This is a genomic window from Pseudomonas sp., assembly GCF_030696055.1.
GTDB lineage: Bacteria > Pseudomonadota > Gammaproteobacteria > Pseudomonadales > Pseudomonadaceae > Aquipseudomonas.
The window spans coordinates 16,173-34,028 of sequence record NZ_JAUYNP010000029.1 but is presented as its reverse complement, the minus strand read 5'-3'; the positions used below and the strand labels follow the sequence as shown (position 1 = coordinate 34,028).

General features: G+C 60.8%; 20 protein-coding genes. 14 read left to right on the top strand and 6 right to left on the bottom strand.

Going from position 1 to position 17,856, the window contains the following annotated elements:
* The 3 genes from Q8Q83_RS01645 to Q8Q83_RS01635 all read right to left on the bottom strand — a co-directional run.
* Window positions 1-697 (bottom strand): substrate-binding periplasmic protein (locus Q8Q83_RS01645; RefSeq protein ID WP_371132343.1); only part of this gene is annotated, 697 nt, incomplete at its 3' end.
* Window positions 698-758: 61 nt separating this feature from the next.
* On the bottom strand, window positions 759-1,595 hold the full coding sequence (locus Q8Q83_RS01640; protein ID WP_305620551.1) for an HDOD domain-containing protein: 837 nt from the start codon (window positions 1,593-1,595) through the stop codon (window positions 759-761).
* Window positions 1,596-1,812: 217 nt separating this feature from the next.
* Window positions 1,813-2,754 carry a folate-binding protein YgfZ gene (locus Q8Q83_RS01635; protein WP_305620550.1) on the bottom strand — a complete coding sequence of 314 codons (942 nt, stop codon included), beginning with the start codon at window positions 2,752-2,754 and terminating at the stop codon, window positions 1,813-1,815.
* 173 nt (window positions 2,755-2,927) lie between these two features.
* Here Q8Q83_RS01635 and Q8Q83_RS01630 point away from each other — a divergent pair, with 173 nt between their 5' ends.
* Together Q8Q83_RS01630 and Q8Q83_RS01625 are read left to right on the top strand one after the other, a co-directional pair.
* Window positions 2,928-3,182, top strand: coding sequence for a succinate dehydrogenase assembly factor 2 (locus Q8Q83_RS01630; RefSeq protein ID WP_305620548.1), 255 nt, complete (start codon window positions 2,928-2,930; stop codon window positions 3,180-3,182).
* Window positions 3,166-3,618: a protein YgfX gene (locus tag Q8Q83_RS01625; RefSeq protein WP_305620546.1), complete on the top strand. Its 453-nt coding sequence runs from the start codon at window positions 3,166-3,168 to the stop codon at window positions 3,616-3,618. The genes Q8Q83_RS01630 and Q8Q83_RS01625 overlap by 17 nt, the downstream gene beginning before the upstream one ends.
* Here the strand turns inward: Q8Q83_RS01625 and nadB are convergent.
* Window positions 3,587-5,203, bottom strand: a complete 1,617-nt coding sequence (nadB, locus tag Q8Q83_RS01620; RefSeq protein ID WP_305620544.1) for an L-aspartate oxidase — start codon at window positions 5,201-5,203, stop codon at window positions 3,587-3,589. The two genes, Q8Q83_RS01625 and nadB, sit on opposite strands and share 32 nt — an antisense overlap.
* A gap of 358 nt (window positions 5,204-5,561) precedes the next feature.
* Here nadB and rpoE point away from each other — a divergent pair, with 358 nt between their 5' ends.
* The 12 genes from rpoE to pdxJ all read left to right on the top strand — a co-directional run bounded on the left by rpoE (window position 5,562) and on the right by pdxJ (window position 16,001).
* Complete coding sequence (gene rpoE / locus Q8Q83_RS01615) at window positions 5,562-6,143, top strand: RNA polymerase sigma factor RpoE (RefSeq protein WP_305620542.1); 582 nt, start codon at window positions 5,562-5,564, stop codon at window positions 6,141-6,143.
* A 32-nt stretch (window positions 6,144-6,175) separates the two neighbouring features.
* Window positions 6,176-6,760, top strand: coding sequence for a sigma-E factor negative regulatory protein (locus Q8Q83_RS01610; RefSeq protein WP_305620540.1), 585 nt, complete (start codon window positions 6,176-6,178; stop codon window positions 6,758-6,760).
* A gap of 13 nt (window positions 6,761-6,773) precedes the next feature.
* A complete protein-coding gene (locus Q8Q83_RS01605) occupies window positions 6,774-7,724 on the top strand; it encodes a MucB/RseB C-terminal domain-containing protein (protein ID WP_305620557.1) in 951 nt (316 codons plus the stop codon).
* Complete coding sequence (locus tag Q8Q83_RS01600) at window positions 7,721-8,176, top strand: SoxR reducing system RseC family protein (protein ID WP_305620538.1); 456 nt, start codon at window positions 7,721-7,723, stop codon at window positions 8,174-8,176. Before Q8Q83_RS01605 ends, Q8Q83_RS01600 begins: the two co-directional genes overlap by 4 nt.
* A gap of 31 nt (window positions 8,177-8,207) precedes the next feature.
* Window positions 8,208-9,644, top strand: coding sequence for a DegQ family serine endoprotease (locus Q8Q83_RS01595; RefSeq protein ID WP_305620537.1), 1,437 nt, complete (start codon window positions 8,208-8,210; stop codon window positions 9,642-9,644).
* 148 nt (window positions 9,645-9,792) lie between these two features.
* Window positions 9,793-11,592 carry a translation elongation factor 4 gene (lepA, locus tag Q8Q83_RS01590; protein WP_305620536.1) on the top strand — a complete coding sequence of 600 codons (1,800 nt, stop codon included), beginning with the start codon at window positions 9,793-9,795 and terminating at the stop codon, window positions 11,590-11,592.
* Window positions 11,593-11,597: 5 nt separating this feature from the next.
* On the top strand, window positions 11,598-12,452 hold the full coding sequence (gene lepB / locus Q8Q83_RS01585; RefSeq protein ID WP_305620534.1) for a signal peptidase I: 855 nt from the start codon (window positions 11,598-11,600) through the stop codon (window positions 12,450-12,452).
* A 103-nt stretch (window positions 12,453-12,555) separates the two neighbouring features.
* Entirely contained in the window at window positions 12,556-12,933 is a 378-nt protein-coding gene (locus tag Q8Q83_RS01580) for a DUF4845 domain-containing protein (RefSeq protein WP_305620533.1), read from the top strand.
* Window positions 12,930-13,619, top strand: a complete 690-nt coding sequence (gene rnc / locus Q8Q83_RS01575) for a ribonuclease III (protein ID WP_305620531.1) — start codon at window positions 12,930-12,932, stop codon at window positions 13,617-13,619. Before Q8Q83_RS01580 ends, rnc begins: the two co-directional genes overlap by 4 nt.
* The gene (gene era, locus Q8Q83_RS01570) at window positions 13,612-14,514 is read left to right on the top strand and encodes a GTPase Era (protein WP_305620530.1); all 903 of its coding nucleotides are present in this window, start codon (window positions 13,612-13,614) and stop codon (window positions 14,512-14,514) included. Before rnc ends, era begins: the two co-directional genes overlap by 8 nt.
* A 49-nt stretch (window positions 14,515-14,563) precedes the next feature.
* Window positions 14,564-15,262, top strand: coding sequence for a DNA repair protein RecO (gene recO, locus Q8Q83_RS01565; protein ID WP_305620528.1), 699 nt, complete (start codon window positions 14,564-14,566; stop codon window positions 15,260-15,262).
* A complete protein-coding gene (gene pdxJ / locus Q8Q83_RS01560) occupies window positions 15,255-16,001 on the top strand; it encodes a pyridoxine 5'-phosphate synthase (RefSeq protein ID WP_305620526.1) in 747 nt (248 codons plus the stop codon). Before recO ends, pdxJ begins: the two co-directional genes overlap by 8 nt.
* 98 nt (window positions 16,002-16,099) lie before the next feature.
* On the opposite strand, the gene cmoB is transcribed toward pdxJ, so the two are convergent.
* Together cmoB and cmoA are read right to left on the bottom strand one after the other, a co-directional pair.
* Complete coding sequence (gene cmoB / locus Q8Q83_RS01555) at window positions 16,100-17,068, bottom strand: tRNA 5-methoxyuridine(34)/uridine 5-oxyacetic acid(34) synthase CmoB (RefSeq protein ID WP_305620524.1); 969 nt, start codon at window positions 17,066-17,068, stop codon at window positions 16,100-16,102.
* The gene (gene cmoA, locus Q8Q83_RS01550; protein WP_305620555.1) at window positions 17,065-17,841 is read right to left on the bottom strand and encodes a carboxy-S-adenosyl-L-methionine synthase CmoA; all 777 of its coding nucleotides are present in this window, start codon (window positions 17,839-17,841) and stop codon (window positions 17,065-17,067) included. The genes cmoB and cmoA overlap by 4 nt, the downstream gene beginning before the upstream one ends.
* Window positions 17,842-17,856: the final 15 nt, after the last annotated feature.

Below are 17,856 nucleotides of genomic sequence, written 5' to 3'. Positions count from 1 at the left end.
GTTGCTTGAGACCGAGGTTGAAGCGCTCGATCAGCGCGGCGTTGCTCGTCACCTGCTTGGATAGCAGCAGATGCAGGCTGTCGCTGCGCAAGGGCTTGGGATGGAAGCTCAGTTGGGCGCGCTCGGCGGCGCTGAAGTGTTGGTGCAGCATGTCGAAGCCGACCACCTTGTCCATGGGGAACAGATCCACCCGTCCGGCGAGCAACTGGCGAAAGGCGATTTCGTCGCTGGTGACGCGGTGTACCCGCAGCTGTCCGTTGGCCTCGGCCTGTTGGAAAGCTTCGCCGTAGTCATAACCGCGGGTCCCGACTATGCGCCGGCCCTGCAGGTCGGCCACCTGGTTCCAGGCAAAGTCGTAGCCTTTGCGGTGGAACAGGTAGTAGTTGCTTTCCACCACCGGGTCGCTGATAAAGAATTTTTCTTCGCGCTCTTTGCTATACAGCCACACCGCGCTGCCGGCACGCTGGCCGCGTTCGGCCAGTTGCAGCGAGCGCGCCCAGGGGTGGAACTCCCATTGCACCTGGATGCCTTGCAGGGCAAAGGCTTCGCTGACTATGCGCGACGCGACGCCGTTGTGCGGCAACTGTTGACCCAGGTAGGGCGGCCATTCGCCGTTGGTCAGGCGCACTGGTTCCGCCAGGGCGAGGGCGCAGCAGAACAGGGCAAGGGGCAGGAACAAGAGCGAACGCATGCGCATAGTGCCTATACCGAGACTGTATGAGTCCAGTGGTCATCGGCAGTATGCGCGTGGGCGGGGCTTACTGCAGCATGCTCATGGCCGCTTCCATGGCCGCCGAGAGGTCTTCGTCTTCGTTGAGGTTCTGGCTCGGGTCCAGGCCGAGCTTGCGGAAGGCCGGGATCTGGCTCCAATCAAGCTGGGTGTAGGGGTGTTCGCTGCCCAGGTAGCTCTGCAGGGTGGCGACCTGAACGATATCGACATAGTCGACCTTGGCGCTGTCGCGGGTGAAATCCAGGTATTGGCTCGGCACCATGGCGATCAGTTCGGGAAACTCCCAGGTGCGCAGGATCTTGTCGCCGATGATCGGGTGAATCTGCTCGATCACATGGTTGAGGCTGATCGAGTCGGCCAGCAGCTCGCTGTGTTCTTCGGCGTAGGTGAGGATCGGCAGCACGCCAATCTGGTGGATCAGGCCGGCCAGGGTCGCCTGGTCGGGCAGCAGGCGGGTGTAGTGTTTGCACAGCACGTGGCAGATGCCGGCGATTTCTGTGCTTTTGTTCCACACCTCACGCATCTTGCGATCGACCACGTCCGAGGTGGCCTGGAACATCTGCTCCATCGCGAGGCCCGTGGCCAGGTTGCAGGTGTAGTTGATGCCGAGGCGGGCGACGGCCATCTGCAGGTCGGTGATTTCCTTGTTGGTGCGCAGCAGGGGGCTGTTCACCACCTTGATGATGCGCGCGGTCAGCGCCGCATCGTTGCCTATCACCTTGCTCAGTTGCGGGATGCCGATGTCGGGGTTTTCAGCCGCCTCGCGCACCTTCAGTGCGACTTCCGGCAGGGTGGGTAACACCAGTTCATCGTTGTCGATGGCCTGGATCAGTTCCTTTTGGACTTTTTCGGCAAGCTTGCTCATGGGCAATTCTCTTTAGTCGGTCAGGCAATCTAAGTGTAGTTAGCGGGTCGCTGAAAAATAGAGCGGGCGACGGTTAGCAGGCTGTTGAAAAATGTAGCGAGCGACGGCTAGGCAAGGCGAAATCGGTCGAAAAAGCGCAGTTTACATCTTGTAAATGAGCATTTTGAGGCTGATTTCAACGCGGCATAGCCTAGCGCAGTAGTTTTTCAGCGGCCGGTTAGCGCTGAATCTCGCGGTCTGAGTCCAGTGTATACGGCAAATCGAGCAGGCTCAGTGCGGCGCCCTCGGCAGTGCCGAGATGAATACGACCATCCTGGGCGGCATCGTCCTGCAGCACGGCGAGCAGCTCGACGCCGGCGTCGCTGCGGGCGGCCAGCACCACTTCGCCAACGCTGGAGCCGTGCACCGGGGAAAACAGCGCGGTGGCCGGCTCGGGCAGCTGATCGCTGGCCAGGCTCAGGCGATACAGGCGGCGCTTGAGTTTGCCCAGGTACTGCATGCGCGCGACTATTTCCTGGCCGGTGTAGCAACCCTTCTTGAAACTGACGCCGCCCAGTGCCTGCAGGTTGAGCATCTGCGGAATAAACAGCTCGCGGGTGCTGCCGACGACCTGGCCGATACCGGCGCGGACCTGCGCCAGCAGCCAGCTGTTGAGTGGCGCTTGCGCCAGTTGTGCGGCCAGGCGTTCACGCAGGGCGTTGCCTTGCTCGGCCGGGGCCCAGAGTTCGGCGCGGCCATCGGCCAGGCGCAGGGCCAGCAGTTCGTTGCCGCGGGCGACGCTGTCGGCCTGCGGCGGCAGCTCCAGGCCGAGGCCGAGCAGCAGGTCATCGCCACCGCTCAGGCCGAAACGCACCCAGGCGGCGCTTTCGTCGCCGAGTTTGGATTTGCTGAACGCGGCGTATTTCTGCAGGTCGGCCAATTGTGGCCCGAGCAGCTCGTTGTCCATCGCCAGCAGAAAACCGTCGTTCTGGCTGACGATACGGAAGCTCGACTGCATGCGGCCTTTGGGGGTGCAGCGAGCGCCCAGGCTGCACTGGCTGTCGTTCAGGTAATTGAGGTTGCAGGTGACTTGTCCCTGGAGGAACTTGCTGGCGTCCGGGCCGCGCACGGCGAGGAGGCCTTCGTGGCTGAGGAGGCAGAAAAACGCGGTGTCGGCCATGGGCAATAGAGGATCGCTGGATAAAAGTTAGGGGGCTCATCATAGAGCCAGGCAGAAGCCTTGTCAGCGCTTGCTGTTGTGCCAGGTGCTGGTCGGCTTTCTTGGCCGACCGTCGTGATCAACAGGGCGGGCTTTCGCCGTTATACTGCGCGCCTTATTCGAGGAGCAGTCCCATGGTCGACCCGGTTGAACTCAATCGTCTGTTTTGGCACAGCCGACGCGGCATGCTGGAACTGGATGTGCTGTTGGTGCCCTTCGTCAGAGAGGTCTACCCCCAGCTCGACGCCGCTGACCGCGAGCGTTATCGCAAGCTGCTGGAATGCGAAGACCAGGACATGTTCGGCTGGTTTATGCAGCGTGAAGAGCCTGAAGATGCCGATCTTAAGCGCATGGTTCGGATGATTCTGGATCGTGTCCAGCCCAAGTGAAGTCTTTGAGTGCCAGTGGCGGCCTTCGCGCCGGCTGCTGGCGCTCTATGCCCTGATCCAGGGCTTGGCGCTGCTCAGCCTATGGTTGGTCGAGATCCCGCTGTGGGTGCGCGGGCTCGGCGTGGCGTTTTGTCTTGTTCATGCGGGTTGGGTGGTGCCGCGGCATCTGTTACTGCATGCCGCTCAGGCCTATAACGCCTTGCGTCATGGGCCCGACGGCTGGCAGGTCTGCAGCGCGGCCGCTGGCTGGCAGGCTATAGAATTGCATCCGGACAGTCTGGCGTTGCCGTTGATCATAGTGCTGCGCTTTCGCCTGGCCGGGCAGCGCCGAGTGCGCGCCCTCTGTATCGCCCGGGACAGCTTGCCGCGGGATCTACACCGGCGCTTGCGCGTGCGTCTGAAGTTCAGTCGCCGTAGGTGGGCGGCAGCAGAATAGTGTCTTTGGCCTCGGGCAGCAGGTCCGGATAATCCAGGGTGTAGTGCAGGCCGCGGCTTTCATGGCGTTGCATGGCCGAGCGGATCATCAGCTCGGCCACCTGAGCCAGGTTCCTCAGCTCGATCAGGTCTCTGCTCACTTTGTAGTTGCTATAGAACTCGTCGATTTCATCGAGCAGCAGGCGCACTCGGTGTTCGGCGCGTTGCAGGCGCTTGTTGGTGCGCACTATGCCGACGTAGTCCCACATAAAACGCCGCAGTTCGTCCCAGTTGTGCGCAATGATCACATCTTCGTCCGAGTCGGTGACCTGGCTGGCGTCCCAGCTGGGCAGCGGGGCGGGGGCTTGCACCTGGTCCAGCTTGCTGAGGATGTCAGCGGCCGCCGAGCGGGCGTAGACGAAGCACTCCAGCAGTGAGTTGCTGGCCATGCGGTTGGCCCCGTGCAGGCCGGTAAAGCTGGTTTCGCCAATGGCATACAGGCCGGGTACATCGCTGTGACCGTTTTGGTCGACCAGCACGCCGCCGCAGGTGTAGTGCGCGGCCGGGACCACCGGAATGGGCTCCTGGGTGATGTCGATGCCAAAGTCCAGGCAGCGCTCATACACGGTCGGAAAGTGAGACTTCACGAAATCCGCCGGCTTGTGGCTGATGTCCAGGTACACGCAGTCGACGCCCAGGCGCTTCATCTCATGGTCGATGGCGCGCGCCACTATGTCGCGCGGGGCCAGTTCGGCGCGGGCATCGAAGCGCGGCATAAAGCGCTCGCCGTTGGGCAACTTGAGCAGCGCGCCTTCGCCGCGCAGCGCCTCGGTGATCAGAAAGCTTTTCGCCTGGGGGTGGTACAGGCAGGTGGGGTGGAACTGGTTGAATTCCAGGTTGCCGACCCGGCAGCCGGCCCGCCAGGCCATGGCGATACCGTCGCCGCAGGCGCCGTCCGGGTTGCTGGTATAGAGGTAAACCTTGGCCGCACCGCCGGTGGCGAGAATCACGAAGCGCGCGCCGAAGGTGTCCACTTCGCCGCTGGCGCGATTCAGCACGTAAGCCCCCAGGCAGCGCTGGCCGCCCGTGCCGAGCTTGCGTTCGGTGATCAGGTCGACCGCCACGCGCTGCTCCAGCAGTTCGATATTGCTGCGTAGCTTGGCCTGTTCCAGCAATGTGTTGAAAATCGCCGCACCCGTGGCATCGGCGGCGTGAATGATGCGCCTGTGGCTATGTCCGCCTTCGCGGGTCAGGTGAAACTCGAAACCGCCGTCTTCGCGGGCGGTCTGGTCGTCGCGGGTAAAAGGCACGCCCTGGTCGATCAGCCATTCGATGGCTTCGCGGCTGTGTTCCACGGTAAAACGCACGGCATCGATGCGGCACAGCCCACCGCCGGCGTTGAGCGTATCCTCGACATGGGATTCGACTGTGTCGGTATCATCCAGCACGGCCGCCACGCCGCCTTGCGCCCAATAGGTCGAACCATTGGCCAGGTTGCCCTTGCTCAGGACGGCGATGCGCAAGTGCTCGGGCAGGGTCAGGGCCAGAGTGAGGCCGGCTGCACCGCTGCCGATAACCAGAATGTCGTGTTGGTAGTGTTGGCTCATGTCCGGATTCCGCAAAAAGCGGCCCCTAGTATATAGAGGGGGTGGGCGGCACAATAGCTACCTTATGATCCGGCGTGGTGGTCGGAAACTTTTTAAGCATTTCGGGTTCCAACGGCCGCAGCCTGTCTGTACCTGGCGTTTCTGTGGCGGGCCTAGACTTTGCTGATCTAGCCTGCAGGTGATCGAGATTATAAGCGCAGTAGGGGAGCCCCCTTGCTGCGCTGTTCCGTGCAGGGCTTTAAGGGTTCTGCAGGACACTTGTTTGAAGGAGAGAACTTTTGCGCAATGTCCAAGTCTACTTAGGCAGACCGGTTTACGGGTTGGCGTTTGGCTCCTTCGGACCCAATGAGGAGTTTTGATGCTAACCCAGGAAGAAGATCAGCAACTGGTCGAGCGCGTACAGCGCGGCGACAAGCGTGCATTCGATCTGTTGGTGCTGAAGTATCAACACAAGATTCTCGGGTTGATCGTGCGTTTTGTGCACGACACCCATGAGGCGCAGGATGTGGCGCAGGAAGCCTTCGTCAAGGCGTATCGGGCGCTGGGGAATTTTCGCGGTGATAGTGCGTTCTACACCTGGCTATACCGCATCGCCATCAATACGGCGAAGAATCATCTGGTGTCGCGCGGTCGGCGCCCACCAGACAGTGACGTCAGTACCGAGGATGCCGAGTTCTATGATGGCGATCATGCCCTCAAAGACATCGAGTCCCCGGAGCGTGTCTTGTTGCGCGATGAGATCGAGGCCACCGTGCATCGCAGCATCGCGCAACTGCCAGAAGATTTACGCACGGCGCTAACCTTGCGTGAGTTTGACGGTCTTAGTTATGAGGACATTGCCAGTGTCATGCAGTGTCCGGTGGGCACCGTGCGTTCGCGAATTTTCCGGGCGCGTGAAGCCATCGATAAATCCTTGCAACCTTTGTTGCAGGAAGCCTGAGGCAGCGGCATCAGCCGTAGAGAGGAACCGCCATGAGTCGTGAAACCCTACAGGAATCGCTGTCCGCGGTGATGGATAACGAAGCAGATGAGTTGGAACTACGGCGAGTGCTCGCAGCCAGTGACGACGCCGAACTGCGCGCAACCTGGTCGCGTTACCAGATTGCGCGTGCGGTCATGCACAAGGAATTGCTTGAGCCACGCCTGGATATCGCTGCTGCGGTGTCCGCGGCATTGGCCGATGAGGCGGCGCCAGCGCGGGCTAACAAACTACGTGGAAGCTGGCGTACTGTGGGCCGGTTGGCGGTAGCCGCTTCGGTTACCCTGGCTGTGCTGGCTGGGGTGCGTTTATACAATCAGGATGAGCTGAGCGGTGCGCAGTTGGCGCAACAGGCAGCGCAACCGACGCTTAGCATTCCCCAGGCGAGCGGTCCGGCCATGCTGGCGGGCTTCAATGCCGCGGATACTGCATCTGCCCCTGCGGTCGGTGAGGGTCAGTCGGGTTGGCACGAACAGCGCCTGCCGGCCTATTTGCGTCAGCATGCACAGCAAGCCGCAATGCATGCCAATGAGAGTGCGCTGCCCTATGCGCGCGCGGCGAGCCTGGAAAACCGTTAAGTTAAGGAGGCGCATGCGCTTTGTCTCTTTCGCTGCCGGGTTGCTCGGCAGCTGTCTGGCATTGCCTGCCGTTGCTGCCGATGCCCAGGCGTGGTTGCAGCGTCTGGCTGAGGCTGAGCGCAGCCAAAGTTTCCAGGGCGCTTTTGTTTACGAGCGCAACGGCAGCTTTTCAACCCATAGTGTCTGGCATCGGGTCGAAGAGGGCGGCGCCATGCGCGAGCGCTTGCTGCAGCTCGATGGTTCCGCTCAGGAAGTGCTGCGGGTTGATGGTCGTGTGCAGTGTGCCAGTGGCAATCTGGCTGATCAGCTGATCGACAGCCAGATATGGCCTGCGCGTGAGCTGAATGCCGAGCAACTGGACAAGTGGTACGAACTGCGGGTGCTGGGCAAGTCGCGGGTGGCTGGGCGGGCAACGGTGGTATTGGCGCTGGTGCCGCGTGATCAGCACCGCTATGGGATTGAATTGCACCTGGATCAGCAGAGCGCGCTGCCGCTCAAATCTTTGCTGTTGAACGATAAAGGGCAGTTGCTGGAGCGCTTTCAGTTCACTCTGCTGGACACTCGGATGCCTAGCATTGAGGCGCTTGAGCCGGGGGCTGGCTGTCGGCCGGTGCGCGTGCCCGAAATGCAAACGGTCGCTCCAGGCGCCTGGCAATCCGAGTGGTTGCCGCCGGGGTTCAGTTTGACTTCGACCACCCAGCGGCGTAGCCCAGCCTCGAGTGAACCGGTCGCTTGCCAGGTTTATGATGACGGCTTGGCACGTTTTTCCGTATTTATGGAGCCCTTGCGCGACGCCGCGGCTGAGGATGTCCGCAGCCAGCTCGGCCCGACCGTGGCGGTGTCGCGCCGATTGAAAACCAGTGATGGCGATGTGATGGTGACTGTGATCGGTGAGATTCCCTTGGGCACAGCAGAGCGTATCGCCTTGTCGATGCGCGCGGCGAAAGCGCAGGCAGCGCCATGATCGAGGAACAGGGGCGGGTGGTGGCGGTAGCGCCCGGCGCGGTATGGGTGGAGTCGCTGCGCAAGAGCACCTGTTGCAGTTGTTCGGTCAAGGCCGGCTGGGGCCAGGGGCTGCTCGAGCAACTCGGCTCCAGTGGTCGGCGCGGCTATGTGCGGGCGTTGTCCAGCTTGCAGCTGCAGGTGGGCGATGCCGTGGTAATAGGCGTGCGTGAAGACTTGTTGGTGCGTGGCGCGCTGTTGCTTTATCTGGTTCCTTTGCTGGGGTTGTTTGCGGCTGCCGTACTGGCCGAACACCTGCACTTGAGTGAGCCTATGGTCATTCTCAGTGGCTTGGCTGGATTGTTTGCCGCTTGTTTGCTGGTGCGCTGGCGCAGTCAGCAAACGGCGGGCGATCCGGCTTTGCAGCCTATGGTCTTGCGTGCTTTTCTCGCCGGCACTGCGCTGGCGGTTTAATTCTGTTGCTTGTTTTCGATGGGGGAGTTGTATGTCGATACCTGGCTTGAAAACATCTTTTACTGCGCTCTGCGCCCTGCTGTTGATGGGGCAGGCGCTGGCTGCGCAAGCGAACCTGCCTGACTTTACTGAGCTGGTTGAGCAGGCTTCGCCTGCGGTGGTGAATATCAGCACCCGGCAGAAGGTGCCGGATCGTGTGGCGACTGCTAATGGGCAGTTGAATGTGCCTGATCTGGAAGGCTTGCCACCGATGTTTCGTGAGTTCTTCGAACGCAATATCCCCCAGATTCCGCGTAATCCAGGTGGCGGCCGTCAGCGCGAGGCGCAGTCGCTGGGCTCGGGCTTTATCATTTCGGCCGATGGTTATGTGCTGACCAATAACCATGTGATTGCCGACGCCGATGAAATTATCGTGCGTCTGTCTGATCGCAGTGAGCTTGAGGCCAAGTTGATTGGCACCGATCCGCGTAGCGATGTGGCCTTGCTCAAGGTTGAAGGCAAGGGCTTGCCTATCGTCAAGCTGGGCAAGTCGGAAGATTTGAAGGTGGGCGAATGGGTCTTGGCGATCGGCTCGCCATTCGGCTTCGATCACTCGGTGACGGCCGGGATCGTCAGTGCCAAGGGGCGCAGCCTGCCCAATGAGAGCTATGTACCCTTTATCCAGACCGATGTGGCCATCAATCCGGGTAACTCCGGCGGGCCGCTGTTCAACCTGGCCGGTGAAGTGGTCGGCATCAATTCGCAGATTTTTACTCGCTCCGGCGGCTTTATGGGGCTGTCGTTCGCCATTCCCATGAGCGTGGCCATGGATGTGGCGGATCAGCTCAAGAGCACTGGCAAGGTCAGTCGCGGCTGGTTGGGGGTGGTGATCCAGGAAGTGAACAAGGATTTGGCCGAGTCCTTTGGTTTGGATAAGCCGGCCGGTGCCCTGGTAGCCCAGGTGCTGGAAGAGGGTCCGGCGGCCAAGGGCGGGTTGCTGGTGGGGGATGTGATCCTCAGTCTGGATGGTCAGCCGATCATCATGTCGGCAGATCTGCCCCATCTGGTCGGTACCTTGAAACCGGGCAGCACGGCTGAGCTGGATGTGGTGCGCGACGGTTCGCGCAAGAAGTTGCAGTTGACCATCGGTGCCTTGCCGGAAGAGGGTGAGTCATTGGCGGGCGCTGCGGCGCCGGGCGTGGAGCGCAGCAGCAACCGTCTGGGGGTCAAGGTTGTCGAATTGACCGATGAGCAGAAGAAGGGGCTTGACCTGAAAGGCGGTGTGGTGATCTCTGAGGTCCAGGACGGCCCGGCAGCTCTGATAGGCCTGCGCCCAGGCGATGTGATCACGCATCTGAACAATGAGGCGATCGACTCGGCTACCACCTTTGCCGAGGTTGCCCAGGCCTTGCCGAAGAACCGTTCGGTGTCCATGCGCGTGTTGCGTCAGGGGCGTGCCAGCTTTATTACCTTCAAGCTGGCCGACTGACCGTTGTGCCAGGCGCAAAGGGGCGACTGCGGTCGCCCTTTTGCATCCTGCAGCATTGCGGTCTTGATGACGCGCCGGGTGCCTTTCGGGTACACTTCACGGCTATTTTCGGCGGGCAGTCGCCTGCGGCCTTTTCGAGTGTTGTCCTGTGAGTGACCTGAGTCATATCCGCAATTTTTCCATCATTGCCCACATCGATCATGGCAAGTCCACCCTGGCTGACCGTTTTATCCAGATGTGTGGTGGCCTGGCCGAGCGCGAAATGGAAGCCCAGGTGCTGGATTCCATGGATCTGGAGCGTGAGCGCGGTATTACCATCAAAGCGCACAGCGTGACCCTGTATTACACGGCGCGTGACGGCAAGACCTACCAGCTGAACTTTATCGACACCCCCGGCCATGTCGACTTCACCTATGAGGTCAGTCGTTCCCTGGCGGCTTGTGAAGGCGCATTGCTGGTGGTCGATGCCGGCCAGGGCGTCGAGGCACAGTCGGTTGCCAACTGCTACACCGCCATCGAGCAGGGCCTCGAGGTCATGCCGGTGTTGAACAAGATCGATCTGCCGCAAGCCGATCCGGACCGCGTCAAAGAAGAAATCGAGAAAATCATCGGCATCGATGCCACCGATGCGGTGACCTGCAGTGCCAAGACCGGCCTGGGCGTCGATGAGGTGCTCGAGCGTCTGGTCAGCACCATTCCAGCGCCGACCGGCAATATCGAAGATCCGCTGCAAGCCCTGATCATCGACTCCTGGTTCGATAATTACCTGGGCGTCGTGTCCCTGGTGCGTGTACGTCACGGCCGGGTGAAGAAGGGCGACAAGATTTTGGTGAAATCCACCGGCAAGATCCACCTGGTGGACAGCGTCGGCGTATTCAACCCCAAGCACAGCGCCACCACCGATCTGAAAGCCGGTGAAGTGGGCTTTATCATCGCCGGCATCAAGGATATTCACGGTGCGCCAGTGGGCGATACCCTGACCTTGAGCTCGACCCCCGATGTCGACGTGCTACCCGGGTTCAAGCGCATTCAGCCGCAGGTCTATGCCGGTCTGTTTCCGGTCAGTTCCGACGACTTCGAAGATTTCCGCGAAGCCCTGCAAAAGCTCACGCTGAACGACTCGTCCTTGCAGTACACCCCGGAAAGCTCCGACGCTCTGGGTTTCGGCTTCCGTTGCGGTTTCCTCGGCATGCTGCATATGGAGATCATCCAGGAGCGTCTGGAGCGCGAGTACGACCTCGACCTGATCACCACCGCGCCGACGGTAATTTTCGAATTGCTGCTCAAGACAGGTGAAACGATTTACGTCGACAACCCGTCCAAGTTGCCCGATCTTTCGAGCATCGAAGACATGCGCGAGCCGATCGTGCGCGCCAGCATCCTGGTCCCCCAGGAACACCTGGGTAACGTGATTACCCTGTGCATCGAGAAACGGGGCGTGCAGCACGACATGCTGTTCCTCGGTTCCCAGGTGCAAGTGACCTATGACCTACCGATGAACGAAGTGGTCCTGGACTTCTTCGACCGTCTGAAGTCGACCAGCCGTGGCTACGCTTCGCTGGACTATCACTTCGATCGTTATCAGTCGGCTAATCTGGTCAAGCTGGATGTGCTGATCAACGGTGAGAAGGTCGATGCCCTGGCGTTGATCGTGCACCGTGACAACGCGCACTACAAAGGCCGTGCGTTGACCGAGAAGATGAAAGAGCTGATTCCGCGACAGATGTTCGATGTGGCCATTCAGGCCGCCATTGGCGGGCAGATTGTGGCGCGCACGACTGTCAAGGCACTCAGAAAGAACGTACTGGCCAAATGCTACGGTGGTGACGTCAGCCGTAAGCGCAAGCTGCTGGAAAAGCAGAAAGCCGGTAAGAAACGCATGAAGCAGGTGGGTAACGTGGAGATTCCACAAGAAGCCTTCCTTGCCGTGCTCAGGTTGGATAGTTAGGTCCTATGTCGCTAAATTTCCCGCTGTTGCTGGTCATAGCCGTCGCCCTGTGTGGCGTCTTGGCCTTGTTCGATCTGATCTTCCTGGCGCCGCGCCGTCGGGCGGCCATCGCCACCTACCATGGTCAGGTCAGCGAGCCGGACGAAGTGGTGCTGGATCGGCTGAACAAGGAACCGATGCTGGTGGAGTACGGCAAATCCTTCTTCCCGGTGCTGGCGATAGTGCTGGTGTTGCGTTCGTTTCTGGTCGAGCCGTTCCAGATTCCGTCCGGATCGATGAAGCCGACCCTGGAAGTGGGCGACTTTATTCTGGTCAACAAGTTCGCCTACGGCATTCGTTTGCCTGTGCTGGACACCAAGGTGATAGAGGTCGGTGACCCGCAACGCGGCGATGTGATGGTGTTTCGCTACCCGAGCGAGCCCAATATCAACTACATCAAGCGTGTGGTTGGCCTGGCTGGCGATCATGTGGCCTACAGCACCGATAAACGCTTGTTTATCAACGGCAAGCCAGTGGCCGAGCAATTGATCGGTGAGGAGCCGGGCAGTCTCGGCAGCGCCGTGCTTTATAAGGAAAAGCTGGGCGAGGCCGAGCACCTGATCCGCAAGGAAATGCAGCGCTATCGCGTTGAGCCGGGGCGCGAGTGGGTCGTGCCGCAAGGGCATTACTTTATGATGGGTGACAACCGCGACAACTCCAACGACAGCCGTTACTGGAATGATCCGGCTATTCCCAAACCGCTCTGGGGCATGGTGCCGGATCGGAATATTGTCGGCAAAGCCTTCGCGGTATGGATGAGCTGGCCCGATCCCAAGTTGCGCAATCTACCCAATTTCTCCCGCATTGGCCTGATTCACTAAGGCGCTGCTAATTCTGCGACGCTGTTCAATACGGCGTCGCAGGCTATAAATACTCTTGTCTCCAGCCTTCAGGCTCTTCAATAACTTTAACTTGGGGTCAACTATGAAACTTGCGCGTTCGCAAAAGGGTATGTCGATTCTCGGTGTGCTTGTGGTGCTGGCCTTGGTGGCCTTTTTCGCCAGTGCGGCATTTAAGGTGTTGCCGCATTATTTCGACTATATGTCGCTGGAAAAAACCATCATGTCGGTGGAAACCGACAGGGCCAAGCAAATTGCTACGGTGGGCGACTTCTACAGCCATGTCAGCTCAGGTATGCAGGTGAACAGTATTCGCGATCTGGACATTAAGGAAGCCTTGAAGGTGAAGATCGAGAACAACGAATTTCGCGCGCACCTGAAGTACGAAAAGCGTGAACCGCTGATTGAGAATATCGACCTGGTGGTGCGTTTCGATAAAGAATTCCGTGTGCGCATGCCGTGAGTGATTCCTTGGCTCGACTCGAGCGTCAGCTCGGTTACAAGTTTAAAGACCAGGATCTGATGGTCCTGGCCCTGACCCACCGCAGTTTTGCCGGGCGCAACAATGAGCGTCTGGAGTTTCTGGGGGATGCCATCCTCAATTTCGTCGCCGGGGAGGCGCTGTTCCAGCGCTTCCCGCTGGCCCGCGAAGGCCAGCTGTCACGCCTGCGTGCGCGTCTGGTCAAAGGTGAAACCCTGGCCGTGCTGGCCCGCGGCTTCGATCTCGGTGAATACCTGCGCCTGGGGTCGGGTGAGTTGAAAAGCGGTGGTTTTCGCCGCGAGTCCATCCTCGCCGATGCCCTCGAAGCGCTGATCGGTGCCATCTACTTGGATACCGGCATGGACGCCGCGCGTGAGCGGGTACTGGCGTGGCTGACCACTGAGCTGGACAGTTTGACCCTGGTCGACACCAACAAGGACCCGAAGACCCGCTTGCAGGAGTTTCTGCAATCGCGCGCCTGTGAGCTGCCGCGTTATGACGTGGTGGATATCCAGGGCGAGCCGCATTGCCGGACATTCGTGGTCGAGTGCCTGGTCACCTTATTGAATGATAAAACCCTGGGGCAGGGTGCCAGCCGTCGTATCGCCGAACAGGTCGCGGCGGCCGCAGCTTTAATTGCCTTGGGTGTGGAGAATGGTAATGACTGATTCACCTGTTACACGCTGTGGCTATGTCGCCATTGTTGGCCGGCCCAACGTGGGCAAGTCGACGCTGCTCAACCATATCCTCGGGCAAAAACTGGCGATCACCTCGCGCAAACCGCAGACCACTCGGCACAATATGCTCGGGATCAAGACCGAAGGTGCGGTACAGGCGATCTATGTGGACACCCCCGGCCTGCACAAGAACAACGAGAAAGCTCTTAATCGCTATATGAACAAGAACGCCTCGTCGGCGCTGAAAGACGTCGACGTGGTGATCTTCGTGGTGGATCGCACCCGCTGGACCGACGAAGACCAGATGGTCCTCGAGCGAGTGCAGTACGTGCAGGGCCCGGTGATTCTGGCGATCAACAAGACCGACCGCATCGAAGACAAGGCCGAGCTGATGCCGCACCTGGAGTGGCTGGCCACCCAGTTGCCGAATGCGGAAATAGTGCCGGTCTCCGCCCAGCATGGGCACAACCTCGGTACCCTGGAAAAACTGGTGGGTGAGCGTTTGCCCGAGGGCGTGCACTTCTTCCCGGAAGACCAGGTCACCGACCGCTCCAGTCGCTTCTTTGCCGCCGAGCTGGTGCGCGAGAAGATCATGCGCCAGCTGGGTGCCGAGTTGCCCTACCAGATCACCGTGGAAATCGAGGAGTTCAAGCGTGACGGGCGCATCCTGCATATCCATGCGCTGATTCTGGTCGAGCGCGACGGGCAGAAGAAAATCATCATTGGCGACAAGGGCGAGCGGATCAAGCGCATTGGCCAGGAAGCACGCAAGGACATGGAGGTGATGTTCGACTCCAAGGTCATGCTCAACCTCTGGGTCAAGGTCAAAGGCGGCTGGTCGGACGACGAGCGCGCCCTGCGTTCGCTGGGTTACGACGATATCTGAGTCGCGCATGGGCGCTATCCGGCGCCCAGCTCTTTGAGTAAAACCCGCCATGCTTGCGCTTAGCCAGCCAGCCTATGTTCTGCACAGCCGTGCTTACCGTGAAAGCAGCGCGTTGGTGGACTTTCTCACCCCGCAAGGCCGCTTGCGCGCGGTGCTGCGCGGGGCGCGGGGCAAGGCGGGGACCCTGGCGCGGCCCTTCGTGCCGCTTGAAGTGGAGTTTCGCGGGCGTGGTGAGCTGAAGAATGTCGGCCGCCTGGAGGCCGCCGGCATCCCCAATCTGCTTAGCGGCGAGGCGCTATTCAGTGGCCTCTATCTGAATGAGCTGTTGATCCGCCTGCTGCCGGCCGAAGACCCGCATCCGGCAACGTTCGAACACTACGCCATGACTGTGCTGGCGCTGGCCCAGGGCCGGGCGCTGGAGCCTTTGTTGCGCGCTTTTGAATGGCGTTTGCTCGATGAGCTGGGCTATGGTTTCGCCCTGGATCATGATCGCCACGGCCAGCCTATTGCGGCCGAAGGGCTGTATCGATTGCAAGCCGATGCCGGCCTGGAGGCGGTCGGGCAATTGCAGCCCGGCGTGTTTCAAGGGGCCGAGTTACTCGCCATGGCCGAAGCCGATTGGACTGCAGCCGGGGCGCTGGCAGCGGCCAAGCGCCTGATGCGCCAAGCTCTGGCCCCCCATCTAGGCGGTCGACCCCTGGTCAGCCGCGAACTCTTTATGACGCTCAAGGAGCCGAACCGTGACTGATGCCAACCGAATTCTGCTGGGTGTGAATATCGACCATGTGGCGACCCTGCGCCAGGCCCGTGGTACCCGTTATCCAGACCCGGTCAAGGCCGCGCTGGACGCCGAAGAAGCCGGCGCCGATGGCATTACCGTGCACCTGCGTGAAGACCGCCGGCATATCCAGGAGCGCGACGTGCGCCTGCTCAAGGCGGTGCTGCAAACGCGGATGAACTTCGAGATGGGCGTGACCGAAGAGATGCTCGCCTTCGCCGAAAGCATCCGTCCCGAGCATGTCTGCCTGGTACCGGAAACCCGCCAGGAGTTGACCACCGAAGGCGGCCTGGACGTGGCCGGGCAAGAGGCGCGGATTGGCGCGGCGGTGCAGCGCTTGAGCAAGATAGGTTGCGAAGTCTCGTTGTTTATCGATCCGGACGAGCGACAGATCGCGGCCTCCAAGCGCGTCGGTGCGCCGGCCATCGAGTTGCATACCGGGCGTTATGCCGACGCCCATACGCCTGAGGAGGCGGCCCGCGAACTGGCGCGAATTCGTGATGGCGTAGCCTGCGGTTTGGCCCATGGCCTGATCGTCAATGCCGGCCATGGCCTGCACTACCACAACGTCGAGCCGGTGGCGGCTATCGCCGGGATCAACGAGCTGAATATCGGCCACGCCCTGGTGGCCCACGCGCTGTTTGTCGGCTTTAAGCAGGCGGTGGTGGAGATGAAGCAGCTGATAGTGGCGGCGGCCAATCGCGGGTAGGTTGGTGCGTAGGTTGGTGCTGAGCGCAGCGAAGCCCAACGAGCAGACGCCGATACCCTGTTGGGCTTCCTCGCTTCGCTCTTCAGCCCAACCTACGGTTACGGCTTGCGCGCCACCAGCACGGCGCGACTGGGCGCCGGCAGGCCTTCCACCGTGCGGCTATGGTCGGCCGGGTCGAGGAACTCCGGCAGCGACTGGAAGCGCATCCAGTCGGTCGAGCGCTGCTCTTGCACCGAAGTGCTGCTGACATCCACGCAGCGGATATCGACGAAACCGGCGCGGCGCAACCACAGCTCCAGCGCCGCTACCGAGGGCAGGAACCAGACGTTGCGCATCTGCGCGTAGCGGTCTTCCGGTATCAGCACCTGCTGCGCATCGCCTTCCACCACCAGGGTTTCCAGAACCAGCTCGCCGTCCTTGACCAGGCAATCCTTCAGGTCCAGCAAATGATCGATGGGGGAGCGGCGGTGGTACAGCACGCCCATCGAAAACACCGTGTCGAAGCCTTGCAACTTGGCCGGCAATTCTTCGAAGGCCAGGGGCAGATGCCAGGCGGGCAGCTCGGGCAGGTAATTCTTGAGCGCCAGGAACTGGCAGAGGAACAGCCAGTTGGGGTCGATGCCGACCACGCTGGCGGCGCCGGCGCCGAGCATGCGCCACATGTAGTAGCCGTTGCCGCAGCCGACATCCAGTATGCGTTTGCCCGTCAGCTCCAGGTGTGGGGCGACGCGCTGCCATTTCCAGTCCGAACGCCATTCGGTGTCGATATGCACGCCGAATAGATCAAAGGGACCTTTGCGCCAGGGGCTCAGGCCTTGCAGCGCGCTTTTCAGCGCCGCTCGAGTGGGCTCGTCGCAAGGGCCGGAAAAGCTAAAGGTCTTCAGCAGCTCCAGCTGCTCGACGTTGAGCGTCGGCAATGCTTGTACCGCGCCATACCAGCGCTGCAGATCGCCATGACCTATGGCCAGCTTGGCGTCGATCTGCCCGGGCAGGTCGGCCGACCAGTCTTGCAGTGGCGTACCGGCAAGCGCCGCTTGCAGGGCGTCGAGGTCGAGGCGGTTGATCATGGCAGGGCAATCAGGGAGGCGAAGTTAAGGCACTGGAACCAGGGCACGACTTTGCTGAAACCGGCGGCCAGCAAGCGCTCGCGGTGCTGCTCCAGGCTGTCCGGCAGCATGACCTTTTCGATGGCGCTACGCTTCTGCGCGATTTCCAGTTCGCTGTAGCCATTGGCGCGTTTGAAGGCGATATGCAAGTTCGTGAGCAGCTCGTGCTGCTGGCTGTCTTCGAAACGCAGCTTTTCCGACAGAATCAGCGCGCCGCCGGGCAGCAGGGCCTGGCGAATGCGCGTGAGCAAGGCCAGGCGTTGTTCTGGCTGGATAAATTGCAGGGTGAAGTTCAGCGCCACCAGAGAAGTCGGTTGAAATTCCAGGCTCAGAATATCCGCTTCGAGTACCTCGACTGGCAGCAGTTCCTGAAACATCGAGTCCTGGGCATGCAGGTATTCGCGGCAGCGCTCGACCATGGCGCTGGAGTTGTCCACGGCGATTACCCGGCAGTCTTCGATCTGCACATGGCGGCGCAGGGCTTGGGTCACGGCGCCGAGGGAGCTGCCCAGGTCATACAGCAGGCTGTGCGGCTGGGCGAATTGGCTGGCCAGCACGCCGATGTTCTCGACTATGGTCGGGTAGCCGGGTACCGAGCGCTTGATCATGTCCGGGAACACCCGCACCACGTCCTCGTTGAAGGCGAAGTCCGGCACCTGGGCCAGGGGCTGGGCGAAGAGGCGATCGGGCTGTTTGGTCACGGTGGCTGCGCATAAGTCGAGAAAGGCCGGCATTTTAGCCAAGTGCGG